General features: G+C 54.2%; 9 protein-coding genes. 6 read left to right on the top strand and 3 right to left on the bottom strand.

Annotated features, from left to right (window positions below; genetic code table 11):
* Positions 1-11: 11 nt before the first annotated feature.
* From BN348_RS06925 to BN348_RS06915, 3 genes are all read left to right on the top strand, one after another.
* Positions 12-740, top strand: a complete 729-nt coding sequence (locus BN348_RS06925; RefSeq protein ID WP_040197116.1) for an ABC transporter ATP-binding protein — start codon at positions 12-14, stop codon at positions 738-740.
* The gene (locus BN348_RS06920; protein ID WP_040197115.1) at positions 733-3,147 is read left to right on the top strand and encodes an ABC transporter permease; all 2,415 of its coding nucleotides are present in this window, start codon (positions 733-735) and stop codon (positions 3,145-3,147) included. Before BN348_RS06925 ends, BN348_RS06920 begins: the two co-directional genes overlap by 8 nt.
* Positions 3,148-3,535: 388 nt before the next feature.
* Complete coding sequence (locus BN348_RS06915; RefSeq protein WP_420885257.1) at positions 3,536-3,988, top strand: PaaI family thioesterase; 453 nt, start codon at positions 3,536-3,538, stop codon at positions 3,986-3,988.
* A 201-nt stretch (positions 3,989-4,189) separates the two neighbouring features.
* Here the strand turns inward: BN348_RS06915 and BN348_RS06910 are convergent, their stop codons facing one another.
* The 3 genes from BN348_RS06910 to BN348_RS06900 form a co-directional block, all read right to left on the bottom strand.
* On the bottom strand, positions 4,190-4,933 hold the full coding sequence (locus BN348_RS06910; protein ID WP_040197114.1) for an ABC transporter permease: 744 nt from the start codon (positions 4,931-4,933) through the stop codon (positions 4,190-4,192).
* Positions 4,920-5,654 carry an ABC transporter ATP-binding protein gene (locus BN348_RS06905; protein WP_040197113.1) on the bottom strand — a complete coding sequence of 245 codons (735 nt, stop codon included), beginning with the start codon at positions 5,652-5,654 and terminating at the stop codon, positions 4,920-4,922. The genes BN348_RS06910 and BN348_RS06905 overlap by 14 nt, the downstream gene beginning before the upstream one ends.
* A 74-nt stretch (positions 5,655-5,728) precedes the next feature.
* Positions 5,729-6,472, bottom strand: a complete 744-nt coding sequence (locus BN348_RS06900) for a MerR family transcriptional regulator (protein WP_040197112.1) — start codon at positions 6,470-6,472, stop codon at positions 5,729-5,731.
* Positions 6,473-6,993: 521 nt separating this feature from the next.
* Here BN348_RS06900 and BN348_RS06895 point away from each other — a divergent pair.
* From BN348_RS06895 to BN348_RS06880, 3 genes are all read left to right on the top strand, one after another.
* Positions 6,994-8,523 (top strand): response regulator transcription factor, encoded by a 1,530-nt coding sequence (locus BN348_RS06895; RefSeq protein WP_082020839.1) that lies wholly within the window; start codon positions 6,994-6,996, stop codon positions 8,521-8,523.
* Positions 8,520-10,364 (top strand): sensor histidine kinase, encoded by a 1,845-nt coding sequence (locus BN348_RS06890; protein WP_040197110.1) that lies wholly within the window; start codon positions 8,520-8,522, stop codon positions 10,362-10,364. The genes BN348_RS06895 and BN348_RS06890 overlap by 4 nt, the downstream gene beginning before the upstream one ends.
* 430 nt (positions 10,365-10,794) lie before the next feature.
* On the top strand, positions 10,795-16,224 hold the full coding sequence (locus BN348_RS06880; RefSeq protein ID WP_040197108.1) for a prolyl oligopeptidase family serine peptidase: 5,430 nt from the start codon (positions 10,795-10,797) through the stop codon (positions 16,222-16,224).
* Positions 16,225-16,436: the final 212 nt, after the last annotated feature.

Genomic DNA, 16,436 nt, shown 5'->3' with positions numbered 1-16,436 from the left:
GGTGCAAAGGAATGCTTGAAATCAAACATGTCACCAAGCGGTACGGGGAGAAATATGCGCTGCAGGCCGTTTCCCTTTCCCTTTCGGAGGGCGTGTATGGTCTGCTCGGTCCAAACGGGGCCGGCAAGTCCACGTTGATGAACATCATCACCGACAATTTGAAGGCGGACAGCGGCGAGGTCTGCTGGGATGGGATCGCTGTAAAGAAGCTGGGTGCACAGTACCGCAGCCTGCTGGGATACGCCCCGCAGCAGCAGGGCCTTTACGAATCCTTTACCGGAAGGCGGTTCCTCTGCTATATGGGCACGCTCAAAGGCATCCGCAAAAAACAGATGCACGACGAGATCGAGCATGCTGCGGGCTATGTCAATCTGCTGGAGAAGCTCGACCGGCCTGTCGGCACCTATTCCGGGGGCATGAAGCAGCGCCTTCTGATCGCGCAGGCCATGATGGGAGATCCCAGGCTGCTGATCCTCGACGAACCCACCGCGGGACTCGATCCCAAGGAACGGGTGCGCATCCGGGAAAAGATCAAGGAGCTTTCAGCAGGCAGGATTGTGCTGATGGCGACCCATGTCGTGTCCGACATCCAGTCCATAGCGAAGGAGATCATCGTCTTGAAGGCCGGCGAGGTGGCTGCGAGAGATACCGTGGATGCCCTGTGCAGCGGGTTCGGCGGTGCAAAGGATCTGGAGGAGGTCTATATGAAGCTGTTCGGAGAGGAAGCGGATCATGAATAAGCTGACGTTTTTTGAGCTTCACAAGATATGGAGAAGACGCAGCTTTCTCCTGGCCGTGGCGGCGATGCTGGCGGTCAACATCTTTATTCTGTGGTACTCCGGCCTGTCCGACGGAACGACGCCACAGCCCGGCTCGTACAAGGCGCTTGGAAGCGAGCTGGAAAGGATGTCAGAATCCGAAAAGCAGCGCTGTGTGGAGCAGCTGTACCAGGACATCCAGGGCGTCCGGCTGGTGCGGGATGTGCTGAATGCCCGCGCCGCTTCCGACGATGCCGGCAAGGCGGCGGCGCAGCAGATGATGGCGGAGCAGCCGGGCGTGTTTGAGCGGTATTATGACAGCTATATGGATGGAAGCTATTTGAAATATACCGGCACGCTGGAGCAGGAAGCCGCGCTGATCACAGAGGTCTATGAGGAGGCGCAGAGGGTTTTCTCCTATGACGCCTATCTAAAGGACATCCAGACCCGCAAGGAGACGATGCTGGGCATCTCCATCTTTTCATCGGGGGAAACCGACGCCTTTTCCGAACGGAACATTGAGCGGGAGGCGGCGGATTATGCGGGCTTAGGCGGCGTGCACACGAGCTTTTACCCGTCCAAAGGCGTTGTTTCCGCCACGCAGTCAGCCGCCACCGATCTCCTTCTGCTGCTGTCGGTGTTCCTGTTTGCCTCAAGCCTGATCTTTGAAGAGAAGGAAAAGAAGCTCTTCTATATCACCAGGGCGTCTCTCAGAGGAAGAACCGGAAGCATCCTGGCGAAGCTGTCCGCGCTGGCGGTTCACTGCTTCGCGGCAGCCGTCCTGTTTTACGGAGCAAACCTGCTCTTCTTCGCGGGCACGGCAGGGATCGGCGATCTGTTCAGAAGTATCCAGTCCGTTTCCCCCCTCATCGAAAGCAACCTGCCCATTACGGTGCTTTCGTACCTGCTGCTGACGGTGGCGACCAAGGCGGCGGCGCTGTTTGCGTTCGGGGCGTTCCTGATGCTGGCGGCCATTCTCGCAAAGCACAGCTTTGCCCCCTATCTGGCAGGCCTGCTGCTGCTTGGCCTATGCCTTGCGCTCTATCTCTTTGTGCCATCCTATTCTTCAGCAAACTGGCTGAAATTCCTGAACTTCTTCGGGCTTATGAAAACGGAAAACCTGTATGGAAGCTATCTGAATTTCAATTTCTTTGGCTATCCGGTATCCCGGCTGCTGATGTCCTGGATCGCATTGGGCGGTTATCTGCTGGCAGGATGCCTTCTCAGCGTCTTTTCATTCTTAAAGTGCAGGAACCTGGGGCTTTCCGCGCTGCGTCTCCCGTTTTCCATCCGGTTTAAGGAGCATGGAAGCCTGTACCGGCATGAGGGATACAAAATCCTGATTATGAACAGGGCGCTTATCATCCTGCTTCTCTTCAGCGTGCTGCTGGGCTACCAGCATCTTTCCAAAACCTACGTTTTGACGCCGGCGGAAACCTATTACCAGGATGTTATGCTGCAGCTGGAGGGAAAGCTGACGCCGAAAAAGGAGGAGCGGATCGCGGCGGAAAACCATAAATACGAGGAGGCGTTTTCCCAGATCGACAGGATTGACGCGCTGGTGGCTTCCGGGGAAATCGACGAGCAGACCGGCGAATCCATGAAGGCGCCGTATTACAGTGAAACCGCGTTTTATCCCTCTTTTCAGCGGGTACTGCGGCAGTACGAGTATGTCAAAGGCTCGGATGGGACTTTCATCTATGATACCGGCTATCTGCTGCTGTTTGGCATGACGGACAACGGCAGCCTGATGGATTTCGTGCTGCTCACGGCCTGTGTCATTCTGGCGTTCAGCGCGGTCTTCTCTATGGAATACCAAAAGAAATCCTGGAATCTGCTGGCGTCCACGGCGCAGGGGAAAAGGCGGATTGTCCGGTGCAAGATCGTGATCAGCCTAGCGGCGGCATTCGCAGTCAGCCTGGTATTGTGGATTTGCCGCGTGGCGCAGATTCTGCGCTGCTGTCCGATGAATCAATTCACAGCTTCCACGCGCAGCCTGCCCGGCTATCAGGAGATGGGGCTCAATCTGCCGATTGTGCTGTGGGTGGTCCTGATGTTTGCCATGCAGCTTTTGACAATCGCGGTGATCACCCTGATCGTGCTGTTCCTTTCCGACAGGCTGAAAAACCATCTGCAGGCCCTGTTTTCGAGTATGCTGGTGCTGCTGGTCCCCGTGGTACTTTATTCGATGGGGCTGGATTTTGCATGGTGGTGCTCGCTGCTGCCGGTTTTCAATATGGCGAGCGGCATCATAACAGCGCATGGAGTGCCGGTGGTGCTTGGTTATTCGGCAGCGGGAGTCCTGCTTCTGGCAGGCGTTCTGGCAGCCTTCATGAGGATGACAGGACATTCCGCAGTCCCCCGTCAGAAACACCGCGCTGCCGGTTGAATGCCATCCCTGCAGCAAACCCCGGATGCAGACGTCGAGGTCTGTATCCGGGGTTTGCAGCTGATGGGAGAAGACCTGCGGGCGAATCAGGAACGCACGGGTTTGAATGGATGAAGCATGGAAATGCTGATTTCCATGTGCCGCTCAAGCATATCTGCCGTTCAAAACGGAACAAATGGTTTGATGGTATTGACACAAGCTCTGTACTTTTATAAAATAACAGATAGGAATCCATATGCACGGACTGAAAGATGCTCCATCGGTGAAGGACATGGTGTATCCCTTCCCACGGTGGAATTGTTTATCTGGGCGTAACATGCATCCAGTCCGGTATGGCATGAACCGCAAATGCGGATGCATGCAATTTGAAAGGAATGAGAAGGTCATCATGGAAATGAAATCCATAGAAGAGGTCCGGGCAATCTTTGCAGAGGACCGGTTTGCAACCGAGAACGGCGCGGTCATCGATGAAATCGGCGATCATTACGCCAAGTGCAGCCTTCTGCTGCAGGCGCGGCACAGAAACGCGATGGGCGCGGTCATGGGGGGCGTGTCGTTCACGCTGGCGGATTTTGCGTTTGCGGTCGCGTCCAACTGGCAGAGCACTGGGACGGTATCGCTCAGCTCCAACATCACGTTTTTGGGCGTTGCGAAGGGAAAAAAGCTGATTGCCGAAGCGGTCTGCGTGAAGAATGGCAGGACCACCAGCTACTACCAGATCGATGTCCGCGATGAGCTGGGAACGCTGGTCGCGTCGGTCACAGCCACCGGATATTGTACCGCGGGCAGGAAGCAGACGAACCATCGTCATGAAGATGCGGCACCATCGGGGAATGCATGAACACGCCGGCACATCTGTGAAAAGCAGGCAGGATCCGATAAAAGAAGGCTTTGATCTGACAGGCATGTGAAATAGATGTTCCGTGCGGAAAACGAACAGACAGAGCAAAAAGCGAACAGCCAAAGTGGAAAATGGACAGACGAATCCCCTGCAGGCAGCCTGAGATAAGCTGCCTGCAGGGGATTTTTGCAGGCTATACGGCTATTCCCATCTGAAAAACCGAATGGAGATGCCTGCGCAGACGACGGTCAGGGCGGCCATAATCAGAATTGGAAGGATGACGTCGCCCGTGGGAAGGTCCAGACAGGCGGCCTTGAGCAGCTTGATGCCCTGCGTCAGAGGGAGCGCATCCGCTATATGCTGCAGCGCGGCGGGCATGGCCTCGTAGGGCAGGGTGGCGCCCGAAAAGATCAGCATGGGGAAATACAGTAAGCTTGCTATGAGGCCCGCCATCTTGCTGTTCGGCGCGATGCCGCCCACCATCATGCCGATGCTGAACATCGACAGCATGACCAGTACGTAGTACAAAAGGAACAGCGGCACCGATCCGGTGAAGGAAACGCCGAAGAAGACCGCCGCCGTGAGGTAGACAAGAATCAGTGAAACAGCCGCGTACAGCGCGTAGATGACCGCCTGTACCATCAGGATCAGGACAGGGCCGGCAGGTGTCACGCGCAGACGCTTCAGGATTTTCCTGTGCCGGTAATCGGAGACCACCAGCGGCAGCCCCATCACGCCGCCCGCGCAGATGGCGATGGTGGAGATGGCCGGGAACGACTGCTGCAGGAAGGTGTGGTTTGCCCCGGCGTAAGCGGGCGCGTCCCCATAGAGGATGCCGAGGATTACCATCATCACAACCGGCAGGCAGATTGCAAAGATGAACATGTCCATCCCGCGCAGGGACAATTTCAGCTCTGTTTTCAGCATGGTTCTAAACGCTTTCATATTCAGTTTCCTCCTCTCCTGTAAACCAGAGATAGGCGTCTTCCAGGGAATCATGGGGACTCGCGGCAATGGTCTCGGATACCGTTCCGGAGAACACCGTCCGTCCCTTCCGCAGGATGCACAGGCGGTCGCACAGCGCCTCCACCTCATCCATAAAATGCGAGGTCAGCACAATCGTGAGCCCCTCTTTCTTCAAACGAAGCAGGTATTTCCAAACATCTCGCCGCGCTCTGGCATCCAGCCCGGTGGTCAGCTCGTCGAGGAAGACGACCTCGGGACCGGGAATCAGGGCCAGGACGATGAACAGCCGCTGCTTCTGCCCGCCGGACAGCTCGCTGACCGGGCTTTTCGCCTTCCCATCCAGCCCAAGCCGGGCAAGCAGGCTGCTGTAACCGGCGGGGGAGCGGTAAAGGGTTTCAGTTTCCTCACAGAGCTCGCGTACGGTGATCTTGTCCTGGAAGCTGCTTTCCTGGAACTGTACGCCGACCCGCTGAAAGATCATTTTCCGGTCGGCTGCGGGATTCATCCCCAGAATGCGCGCGGACCCGCTGTCGGCGGATTTGGTGCCCAAAACGCACTCCAGAGCCGTGCTTTTTCCGGCTCCATTGGCGCCGAGCAGGCCGAACACCTCCCCTCTGGAAACGGTAAAGCTCAGCTCTGTCAGCGCCGGGATGCCGGCATAGGATTTGCATAAATTTTTGACATCGATGGTTTTTTCCACTGCGTTTTTCCTCCTGTTCTTTATGATGATAAAAGAATAACACCAGACGGAAGTCTGGTGTTAAGGTGGAGGGTTCAGCCGAATCTGCGCTGCATTTGATCGAGCTGCTTCTGTATCTCAACGGCATTCTGTTCGGCCTGCCGCAGAGAGGTGAGCAGCCTGTCGCAGACCGAAATGATGTCGTCGTCCTCACGCGGCGTGTTGATGGCCTGTCTGAGATCGGTCTGCGGGTTTTCTGACAGCGCGTGAAGCAAACGCAGGATGGCGGCAAGGGAATAGTTTGCGCACCGCAGCGAGCGGATGATTCTCAGCCGGCGGATATCCGAATCGGTGTAGACCCGGTATCCGTTTTGTCTGCGCTTGACCGAAAGTAGCCCGTTCATCTCCCAGTTACGCAGCGTATCCGCCGAGATTCCCAGCAGGTCGGCGGTTTCCTGCCGTTTTAAAGGCGGATGATGCGCCGCGCGTCTGCCGGATAGGATCTCATGGACGCTTTCGATGGCTTCTTCCGCGTTGCGCTGTTCCCGGCGGATGGCGGCTTTGTACTGCGCGGCCAGCAGCTTGGCTTCGGTAAAATTCCTCTGCGCGGCGGTCTGAATGATCCGGATGGCCTTTTTGCGCAGCCCGTTCTGCAGCACCTCCACCTGCATCGCGGTCCTTGCGAGCCGAAACTGTTCGATATGGAAATCTGTGAATATCCGGTAGCCGTTCGCCCTGCGCTCCGGCGCGGGAATCAGCTGCAGTTTTTCGTAAAGCCGCACCGTATTCGGATGGATGCCGATGATGCGCGCCACTTCAGATGTATAATAGGTGTTCATGGACACACCTCCCCCTGGTATGATAAAGGATCGAATAACCCTGGTGTTATAGTGGAGGATTGATACCCATCATAGACTATTTTCCTGCGATATGCAAGGAGCCTGCCTGAACCGTTTCAATATCTGTTCCGCGAAAGGATGAACATGCCTGGACTGTTGTTATATCAGTATTGTAAAAGGATGAGCATGCACAGACCATTGTGATATCTGTTCCGTAAAAGGATGGATATGCCTGGCTGCTTTGGTACCTGCTGCGCATAAAGATGAAATTTTTGAATCAGCCGGGTAAAAGCAGCTTCGGGACAATGCCTATCGATAGAAAGCATGGACGGTCATCGTAAAAATATGCTCCGATGTATTTTGGAATGCAAATTATTCTCTGGATATGTAGGATTGTGTAGAAAAAAGAGAGAAAATATGTTATTATAGTCATATAAAATAGAAAATTTGCTGATAAATTTGTACGATGTTTTAAATTATAAAGAATCATTGACAAAGAAAAGGGCGACGGAGGAATTCAAGTGATAAAGGTATTGCTGGCAGACGACAACAAGCTTTCTTTGGAATATTTCAGCAGTTTAATCGATTGGGAAAAGAACGGCTTTCATATCATTTCCGCTGCGGTGGACGGCATTGAAGCGTTCATTGACTTCCAGAAATACCGTCCCCAGCTGGTGATCACCGATATCCAGATGCCGGGGATGGACGGCATCGAGCTTGCGCGCCGGATCAAAGAGGTTTCCCCGGAAACGGTTGTGATCTTCCTCTCCAGCTATGAGGAATTCAGCTATGTGCGGTCGGCGCTGAATCTGGGAGTCTTTGACTACGTATTGAAGCATGAGACGGAAGAGGACACCCTGCTGCAGAAGCTCAGCGCTGTCAGGGAGCTGCTGAGGCAGAAGGGCTCCCGCAGCAAATACTACGAGGAGGGCAATTTCACGGCGCTGCTGTCCGATTATCCCTATCTGGATCAGGCCCAGTTCCGGGAGCGCTGCGGGGAATTCTGCCGGGATGCCTGCAGCCTGCTGCTGGTCGAGCAGGATCACATCCTGCCTGCCATTTCGGCGCTTTCCCAGTGCAGCACCGAGGAGGTGCACGAAAACACCGTCAAGAAAATCTGCTACGATTCCCCCTGCCGTGTCTTCGCTGTGATCAAGGCGGAAAAGTACCGGTATCTGGTGCTTCTGAATGCGGTTCACACCGGACAGAATGAAGCGTATGAGCTGCGCAATGCGCTGCAGACAGGTCTGCACGCGCGCTTTTCCGTCCTGTGCATGTGTGAGGATGCGCCGGTATCGGAATGCATCGAACGGTATTACCGGTGCGGGGATTTTACACGGCAGCGGTATTTCTATGCCATGTCGATGGTGTTTGCCGCGCCGGAGCATCCGGAAAACGTCTCCAGCGGCGTCAGGCTGGACGCCGAGGAGATCGAGTCGCTGCTGAAGAACAACCGCATCGACGACATCTGTATGAAGCTCGACGCCTGCTACCTGCAGATTGCGCAGGTAAAGGATTATGAGGCGCTGTGCCGGATGGTGGAATGTTTTTTATCCTGCCTGAAGCCTTACCACCAGCGGGTGGTGGACTACAGGACGGGGGATGTCTTTCAGCTGTTTGACCATCAGGCGGCTTCCTATTGGTACAGCGCGGCTGACATCGTGCAGTGGATCAAACAGAAATATATGCAGCTTTCCGAGTGCTGGCAGGACAACGGAGCCTGCCGGTACTCCGACGAGGTGCGCCGCGTGGTCGCCTACATCAATCAGCACTACACCGATTACGATCTGACCGCGGAGGATATTGCGGAACGTGTCAGCCTGAGCTTAAACAGGCTGAATGCGATCATGAAGGAGGAAACCGGGGATACGGTCTGGAAGTACCTGACCAACGTGCGCATGGAGAATGCCAAACGCCTGCTGCGCTCCGACCGGTATAAGATTACGGAAATCTGCTCGATGGTCGGATATTCGACGGTCTCCTATTTTTCCAGGGTATTCAAGAAGGTCTGCGGCGTATCCCCGCAGGAATACAGGAAGGATCCGAAATGAAGCTGAGAAAACCGCGGTTCAATACCGTCACAAAGAAGAGCATCACCATCATTCTGGGCATCGGCCTGGCGTTGCTGCTGGCGGTCAGCATGATGCTTCCATCCATCTTCTATGAGCTGATGAAGCCCTATTTCTGCAACCACATTTCCGGCCTTGCAAGCGCCAGCGCAACCGGAATCAGCTACATCTATACCCGCAACAACCCCTGGGTGCGCAATTTCGGATATGATGAGACACTGCTCGGCCTTCTGGATGCGTATGATGCGCCCGACGCTGAGAAAGACGCGGTCCGGCAGGAAATTGAAGCGCTGCTGCCGACCTTCACGCTGGGCAACCGCTCGCCGTATCTCGACGAACCCGGCGCCATCAGCGTGATGAGCTATATGATGGTGACGACCGAGGACGGGGACGTGTTCTGCCGCCCGGAAAACAGGGATTTGATCCCTGCCATCGTGAATTCCGACTGGTATCGAGAAATCCAACAGGACCCGAAGCCGGAGGGAACCTTGAAATTTGAGTATTCGCCGATCTTCACCGTGCGGCGGAATGGCCGGGATTATTCCTTTATGTGTGTCGAGGATCCGTTTCTGGCTTCCGAAAAGATGTGCTACGGGATGTCCATTGTGGAGTTTTCGGATATCAAAAACCTGTTCGCCCGGCTTGAGAAGATTGGAATTGAGGATTATGCCTTTGTGAAGGAGGACCGCGAAATCCTGTACCGGAACTTAAACGAGCGGGATTCCCATATCAGGCTGGGAGAGTATCCGCAGGAGGTATTGGACGGCGAGCAGTATGAGACGCTGTATTTCTATCACGACGACGGCATCGATTTCGCTGTGCGCTGCACCTACTCCTATGAAAATCTCAAGCTGTACATCCATGTGCCGAAGAATGTGCTGCTTGCGCCCTATGAACAGACCTTCCAGATGTTCCAGGGCATTCTGTTTGCGCTGTTCGCGGTCTTCATTGTCATCGTCTGCCTGACGCTCAAAGGCGTGCTGGGACGGCTGACCAGGCTTTCACACCAGATGGACCGGGTGCGCGGCGGGGATTACAATGTGAAGCTCGACGATAGCAGCGGGGACGAAATCGGGAACCTGGCGAGGACCTTCAACCTGATGGTATCCCGGATCAAGGACAACATTCACGAAATTATCCGGCACCAGAAGCGGGAACAGCGGATGCAGTACAGCCTGATGGTTTCTTCGGTAGACCCGCATTTCATCTACAACACGCTGAACACCATCAGCTTTCTCGCAAAGATGGACCGGTCGCAGGAGATCGTCGCGGTCAACAGAGCGCTGATCGGGACGCTCAAGGACCGGCTGAGCATGAAAAACTACAAGACCTTTGACACGGTGGAAAAGGAAAAGCAGGTGCTCGGGCAGTACATGCTGATTCAGGAGTATCTGTGCCACAATCGCATGGAGCTCCGCTTTTTGGCGGAAGAACAGGATCTGTCGCTGTACATCCCGAAGAACATCCTGCAGCCGCTGGTTGAAAACGCGATCAAGCACGGCATTCTGCTGCATAAGGATGAGAACCGGCAGATTGTGGACGGCATTATCGAGGTTTCGGTCGCGGGGCAGCGGGAGAACATCGTCATCACAGTGACCGACAACGGCGTCGGTATGGAGGATGAGACAATCCGCCGGTTTTTCCGCGATAAGCCGCCCAAACCCTGCGTAGACGGGGAACCGGAACACATCGGCATTTACAATATCCGCATGCGGCTGGAGTTCTTATATCATGGAAACTATCGGATACAGGCGGACAGTGCGCCAGGAAAAGGAACATCGATCAGGATTATCCTGCCGGAGCACTGTGACCAGGATTTTTAAACTGGAAAAAAGGATCTCTTGTCAAAGAAAGAGATCCTTTTTTTGTTGCATTTTTTCACCATAAAGTATGATAAATTGAAACAACTGACGGTATTTTTTTCAAATAGTGAAACTGATGTGAAAAATGAAAACAATATTTGGATTTTGTCACATGGAATTTGGATTTTTTTCGCTTGTTATCTTGTGTATTTATGCTATAATGCAGATGGAAATGCGATAAAAATTAATAAAAATAACATAGAATTATGAAGAAAAAAGGACGATGTTCAAAGGAAGGTCGAAAAGGCATGTGAAGCGGGTATGGTAACGGTTTACTTCTTACAGCGTGTGAAAACTCTTGTCACAAGGGTTTCTATCAATACAATAAAGAAAGGGGGACAGACGTCCGTATTCGGAAATTTAAAAAATACAGAAAGAGGGAACATGTAAAATGAAGAGATTCAAGAAGATTTTAGCTTCCGTATTATCCGTTGCAATGATCTCTACAATGGTTCCGATGCTTCCCGCATTCGCAGGGGACGAAGGAAAGGCCAACAACTTTGAACTGGTGACCGAGGTTTACGGTTACGGCCAGGATGTCAAAGCTGTGGTTATCGACACAGAGGGTTCGGTTAAGGCCGGCGACATCGATGTGGACAGCTTCTCAGTCAATACCACCAATCTGAACCCGCAGGACGATTCGGTGATATATGAAGGCGGCCGTCCGATCACAGACGCATATGTCAGCAACGACAAAATCATTGACGGCGAGGGGGATGCTTCCGGCCGTTACATCATTCTGGAACTGGAAACAGGCTTCCAGCTGGACGGCGCATCCACGCTGATCTACACCGGCGGGCTCAATATTCCCATGACCCTGAACTATGAAGTCAAACAGGTCAAAGATATCGGCAGCGTCAAGGCTGGCGACATAAAGTATGTGAAATCCGGCATCATCAACGAAGTTGTGGATGACTTCGCGTTTGCGACCAGCGCAGCTTCCGGTTATGAATACCGCTTCTTTACCCCGGAAAAGGAAGCCGGCCAGAAATATCCTCTGGTTGTCTGGCTGCACGGCTCCGGCGAAAAAGCAAGCTTTGTCAGAACAAACGAAGCGCAGATCATGGCGAACCGCGGCGCGGTTGCCTATGCAGATCCTGCGAACCAGTCCGAACGTCCGGCTTATGTGCTGGCTCCGCAGTGTGTCAACAGAACCGGTTGGGAAGGCGACAGAGTTGTCGACCTGATCAATGAAGTCATTGCGAACAATCCGGATATCGACACTTCCAGAATTTACATCACCGGCTGCTCCATGGGCGGTTCCGGAACCTGGAGAACCATTTTGACCAATCCGAACCTGTTCGCAGCGGCTCTGACCTGCCCGGGCGGCAGCAATGAGAGCGCCGAGACGCTCAGCGCGGTCAAGGATCTCCCGATCTGGATGCTGCAGACCGGAACCGACACCTATGCGGCAACCAAGGCGGCGTTTGAAACGCTGACCTCGATCGGCGGAAACATCAAATGGACCCATCTCGAACCCGGCGCAAACGGCTATCCGAACGACCACTGGGTATGGGTGCCTACCTCCGACAACTACTATTCCGCAGAATACGGAACCACCGTATATGAGTGGCTCTTCTCCCAGAAGAACGAAAAGCTCGGCTTCGACGTTGTTTCCGAGGTGTTTGAATATGGACAGGACACCACGGCGGTTGTCATCGATGCGAGACAGGAAGTCAGTGCATCCGATATTGATAAAGACACCTTCGCGGTTTCCACCACCAACATCAGCCCGTTTAATGACGCCGTCGCCTTTGAAGGTGCAAGGGAAATCACCGACGCGTATGTCAGCGCCAGCAAGGATCCGGGCGCGAAGGCAGAAAGCGGCCGTTATATCGTGCTGGAACTCAAACACGGCTTCACCGTACCGGGCGCGACTGCGCTGGTTTACAGGGGCGTCAACAAGCTGCTGGAAATGAACTTTACCGTCGAGCAGCTCAAAGACTTTGCAGGCTTCACAACCGAAACGGTTTACAGCAAATCCGCTGAAAGAACACTGGTCGTCGACGAATTTGAATACAAAGAAGAAGACGGCGCGAAATACAGACTCTACTCGCCGGATGCGGACGGCGCGCTCCCGCTGGTTCTGTGGAACCACGGCGCAGGCGAGACTTACCGTGAATCCGCAGAAAACGAAGGCGTACAGATCCGTGCCAACATGGGCGGCACCGGCTGGGTACAGGATGAATATCCGTGCTATGTGCTGGCTCCGCAGAGAGGCAACACCGAGTACTCGAGAGACAAGATCATCGCAGCCATCGACGAGCTGGTTGCAGAAGGCAAGGTTGACTCCTCGCGCATCTATGTGGCAGGCTGCTCCGCAGGCGGCGCGGAAACCCTCAACTTCATGAAAAATTATCCGGATTACTTCGCGGCAGCGGTTCCCATCTGCCCGGCAGGCACGCTGAACGACGACGAAGCCGCTCTCGTGAAAGATCTGCCGATGTGGTTCTTCCACGCCGCAGATGATCCGACCATCAAGGTCGACAGAACCCGCGGCACCGTTGAACAGCTCAGAGCCCTTGCACCGGCGGACCTCAAGTATACCGAGCCGGCTCACCTCCCGTATGAGGAAGAAGGCGGTTCGGGCAACTACAACGGACACTGGTCCTGGATTCTCCCGCTGAACAACTACTATTCCGAAGAATACAAAACCAACGTGTTTGACTGGCTGTTTGCCCAGAAGAACAACAAGATGGGCTTTGACATCGTATCCGAAGTCTTCGAATATGGACAGGATACCGTCGCGGTCGTCATCGATGCGAAGAGAGAAATCAGTGCTTCCGCAATCAATACGGATACCTTCGAGGTCACCGCGAAGAACATCAGCCCGTTTGATGGTTCCGTTGTATATGAAGGCGAAAGGGCCATCACAAAAGCATATGTCAGCGACAACAAGAATGTGGACGGCGTGGAGGCGGAAAGCGGCCGCTACATCGTTCTGGAACTCAAACACGGCTTCACTGTGCAGGGCGCAACCGCTCTGATCTACAGAGGCGTCAATAAGCTGCTCGACATGAACTATACCGTCGAACAGATCAAGGACATCGCAGGCATTCCGGCCGACACCGTTTACAAACAGGCCCGCGAGACCACCAAGATCGTCGACGAGTTTGAGTACAGAGAAGAGGAAGGCACGAAATACAGAATCTATACACCGGACGAAGCCGAAAACGGCGAAGCGCTCCCGCTGGTTCTGTGGAACCACGGCGGCGGCGAGACCTATCGTGAATCCGCAGAAAACGAAGGCGTGCAGCTCCGTGCCAACATGGGCGGCATCGGTTGGGTTCAGGACGATTATCCGTGTTATGTGCTGGCTCCGCAGCAGGGCAATGCCGAGTACTCCACCGATAAGGTCATCGCAGTCATCAACAGACTTGCCGCGGAAGGCAAGGTTGATCCGGACCGCGTCTATATTTCCGGCTGCTCAATGGGCGGCGGCGAAACATTGACCTTCCTGAAAAGATATCCGGGATACTTCGCAGCAGCAGTGCCAATTTGTCCAGCAGGTTCCTGGACCGACGACGAGGCCATGACCGTGAAGGATACCCCGATGTGGTTCTTCCACGCGGCTGACGACCCGACCATCAATGTCAGCAGAACGCAGAACACCATTGCCCAGCTGAAAGGCATGAATCCGGCGGACCTCAAATACACCGAGCCAGCCAACATTCCGTACGAAGAAGAAGGCGGATCCGGCAACTACAACGGACACTGGTCTTGGATTCTCCCGCTGAACAACTACTATTCCGAAGAATATGAAACCAACGTGTTCGATTGGCTGTTTGCCCAGAAGAACACCAAGGGCAACTTTGAACTGGTTACCGAAACCTATGATTACGGCAACAACGTCAAAGCGGTTGTCATCGACACCAAGACGCAGGTTGACGGACTGGCCATCAATGCGGATACCTTCGCGGTGAGCACCACCAACATCAACCCGCTGGACGGCTCGACCGTATATGAAGGCGACCGCAAAGTCGTGAACGCCTATGTCAGCAATGACAAGGAAATCGACGGCAAGGGCGATGCCAAGGGCCGTTACATCATTCTGGAACTCGAAGTCGGCTTCACCGTCGAAGGCGCTTCCACATTGCTCTACAATGGTTCGGTCAACATCCCGCTGACCCTGAACTATGAAGTGACCCAGGCCAACGATTTTGAAATCGGTGAAAATACCGTAACTGCGGCATACTACGACTTCGAGTGTGCCGGTATCGTCAACGAAGTGGTCGATGACTTCTCCTTTGAGACCAGTGAGGCATCCGGTTATGAGTACCGTCTCTTTACACCGGAAAAGGATGCCGGTATGAGCTATCCGCTGGTCATCTGGCTGCATGGCGCAGGCGAGAGAAGCCTTGGCGTCCGTACAAACGAAGCGCAGCTGCTTGCAAACCGCGGCGGACTGGCCTTCGCAGATCCGATGAATCAGTCGAAGTACCCGGCCTATGTCGTGGCTCCGCAGGTCGTCCATCCGAACAGATGGGAAGGCGACAGAGTCGTAGCCCTGGTCAAGGAACTGCTTGAGCAGTATCCGGACATCGATGCGAGCCGTGTCTACATTGCAGGCTGTTCGATGGGCGGCTCTGGAACCTGGAGCTCCATCCTGACCGAGCCGGAACTGTTCGCGGCGGCGATCACCGCACCGGGCGGCAGCAACGAGAGCGCAGAGGTTCTGAGCGCAGTCAAGGATCTCCCAATCTGGATGTTCCAGACCGGAAACGACACCCTGGCGGCGACCGAGGCGGCGTACAACACCCTGACCTCGATCGGCGGAAACATCAAGTGGACCCATCTGAACCCGGGCGAAAACGGCTATCCGAACGACCACTGGGTATGGGTGCGCATGGCGCAGAACTACTATTCCGAAGAATATCGCACCAACGTGTTTGACTGGCTGTTCACCCAGAAGAAACCGGATCTCAAGGTCAACACCCTGAAGTACCTCATCGACAAGGCGCAGCAGCTCAAGGTCGACGGCGCGCTGAACGGCGTGGTTGAAGCGGCTGTAGAATACTTCAACGATTCCCTCGGCTTTGCAAACAGCGTTTACAACAACGCGGTCTCCTCCCGTCCGACCGTTTCTCAGGAAACCATCCGCGATGCGGAAGAACGCTTGATCGACGCCATCAGCTATCTCGAGTTCAAGGGCGACAAGAGCGACCTGTACGAAGCACTCGAGCTTGCTGCCGGTATCGCAGCGGAGAAGGACCTGTATATCCCGAGCACCTATGCGAAATTTGAATCCGCCATGAAGGCCGCTCAGAAGGTTGCGGACGACAAGTACGCACTGGATGATGAAATCATGCCGGCATGGTCGAATCTGATGGACGCGATCGTCGGTCTCAGACGCATCCCGAACAAAGAGCAGCTTCAGAATCTGGTCAACGAGGCGAATGAGCTTGACGCAGCTGATTACACCGCTGAAAGCTTTGCGCTTCTGATGCTGGCAGTCGATGAAGCACAGGAAGTTCTGGAAAACAAAGAAGCTACCGAAGAGCAGGTTAAAGCGGCTCAGGACAATGTCTCCATAAAGATGGGAGCTCTTGTAAAGGTTCCTGACGATGGCAAGGATGACGATAAAGACAAAGACGACGATAAAGATGACGACAAAAACAATGACAAGGATAACAGCAATGGCGGCAGCACGAAACCGGGCAGCAATGTCAACGGTTCCGGCAGCGCCAGCACCGGTTCCGCTTCGGCTAACACACCGAAGAAGAACGTCAACACCGGCGACGGCTCTCCGATCGCTCTGGCCATGGCGCTGCTCATGCTTAGCGGTGTTGCGGCGGCTGGTATCAAAAGACGCAAAAGATAATCATCACATCTGATTGAATATCTTCACCCAATCGCAGGCGGCTGTGCAGTGCACAGCCGCCTGCGGACTTTTGTTAGCGGGGCTATGGCAGTAAAACGGCATGTGGAGAAATATGATAAGTGTATCCTACTTATAATCTTGCTTATTTGAATAATTTTTACCCCATTCTAAAGAAAGCAGCAAATTTATCGGGATGCTTGACTTTCATGGTC

It is taken from the genome of Candidatus Soleaferrea massiliensis AP7 (assembly GCF_000820765.1).
In the GTDB taxonomy this organism is placed as follows: domain Bacteria; phylum Bacillota; class Clostridia; order Oscillospirales; family Ruminococcaceae; genus Soleaferrea; species Soleaferrea massiliensis.
This window is presented reverse-complemented; position numbering and strand designations above follow the sequence as displayed.